Source organism: Streptococcus oralis, from assembly GCF_001075875.1.
Taxonomy (GTDB): domain Bacteria; phylum Bacillota; class Bacilli; order Lactobacillales; family Streptococcaceae; genus Streptococcus; species Streptococcus oralis_I.
The window spans coordinates 1-1,444 of the sequence record NZ_JUOS01000162.1 but is presented as its reverse complement, the minus strand read 5'-3'; the positions used below and the strand labels follow the sequence as shown (position 1 = coordinate 1,444).

Annotated in this window: 2 protein-coding genes; both read left to right on the top strand. The window is 32.1% G+C overall.

Annotation, left to right across the window (positions count from 1 at the left end; translation table 11 throughout):
- Positions 1 to 178 (top strand): DUF3173 domain-containing protein (locus ADM33_RS10685; protein ID WP_065429219.1); only part of this gene is annotated, 178 nt, incomplete at its 5' end.
- A 3-nt stretch (positions 179 to 181) separates the two neighbouring features.
- The gene (locus ADM33_RS08680; RefSeq protein WP_049504556.1) at positions 182 to 1,315 is read left to right on the top strand and encodes a tyrosine-type recombinase/integrase; all 1,134 of its coding nucleotides are present in this window, start codon (positions 182 to 184) and stop codon (positions 1,313 to 1,315) included.
- Positions 1,316 to 1,444 lie beyond the last annotated feature (129 nt).

Below are 1,444 nucleotides of genomic sequence, written 5' to 3'. Positions count from 1 at the left end.
AAAAGATGACCTTATCGAACTTGGATTTGCTCCAGGAACTGCAAGAAAGATTATCCATACTGGCAAATTACTATTAGTGAATCGTGGTTTTAATATCTACGATAACAAACGGATTGGTACAATTCCAGCCAGTGTCGCTGAAGAACTATTAGGAATTAAACTCCAGAAAGAAGCGTAACTTATGGCCTTACGTAAAAGTAAAGACGGAACTTGGATTGTCGATATTTCCAATGGTATAAATCCAATATCTCTAAAACAACGTAGAATTGTAAGAAAAGGATTCAAAACTAAAAAAGAAGCATTGGAGGCCGAACAATACTTACGAAGTGTCGAACTTAAAGAAAAAAGTTTCAACTCAAAAATATCAATTGATATCCTTTATGATCTCTTAAAAGAAGAGGATAGAATAAACAACAGAAAACAAAGCTATATAGATACACAAGAAAACAACTATAACAGGCATATAAAAAACTATTTTGAAAAAGTTGATGATGTAGCTAAATTAACTTATGAAGATATCTATCAATTCAGAGAACATCTAAGAGATAAAAATACTCAAAACTCAGAAAAGAAGCTAAGTCCAAACACTATTAATAAAATTATAATTTTACTAAAGAAAATTCTGGATGTTGGATTAAGAAAGGGATTTTACAAGGAACATCCCGTAGGATTACTGAAAAAATTACCCATAGAAAAAGTAAAATTAAATTTCTGGACAGTAAAAGAATTTAAGCATTTCTTAACACTATTTAGCAACGATGAATACAATATAAAATTACTATTCACAGTTCTATTTTTTACTGGTCTAAGACTCGGAGAAGCTCTTGCTCTAACGTGGAAGGACATAGAGTTTTCTACAAATACAATCCATGTAAGTAAATCAATATACGTTAAAAAAGGTGAAGAACACATTAGTAGTACAAAGACAAAAGCTGGAACCCGAAGAATCATCATGAACACCAAACTAGTGGAGACACTAGAAGAATGGAGGCAAACACAGCATGAAAGATTAAAAGAATTTACAACCAACCTAGATGATCTACAGATATTTCAAAATAGCCCGATTACGATAACTAAGGATTCAATCGAAAAACAATATAAAAAAATATTACAAAGAGATAGTTCTTTAAAAAAAATAAGAATTCATGACTTCAGGCATTCACATGCTTCCCTACTAATAAACCAAGGAGAAGATTATCTTGTCGTAAAAGAAAGATTAGGACATGCTTCTATAACTACAACAATAGATACATACTCTCATTTGTATCCAAGCAAGCAACAAAAATTAGCGGATAAATTAGATGATTTGTTATAAAACTAGTAATTTTAAGTAACTCAGCGTTACAAATTCAACAAATAAAAGAAAAAGACAAGGTCCGAAAACCTTGTCTTTAATACTATACCGGCGGCCGGGGTCGAACCGGCACGTCCTTGCGGACACTGG

Coding starts and splice junctions, on each gene's coding strand:
- ADM33_RS08680 (WP_049504556.1), top strand. CDS start 182: ATGGCCTTACGTAAAAGTAAAGACGGAACTTGGATTGTCGATATTTCC.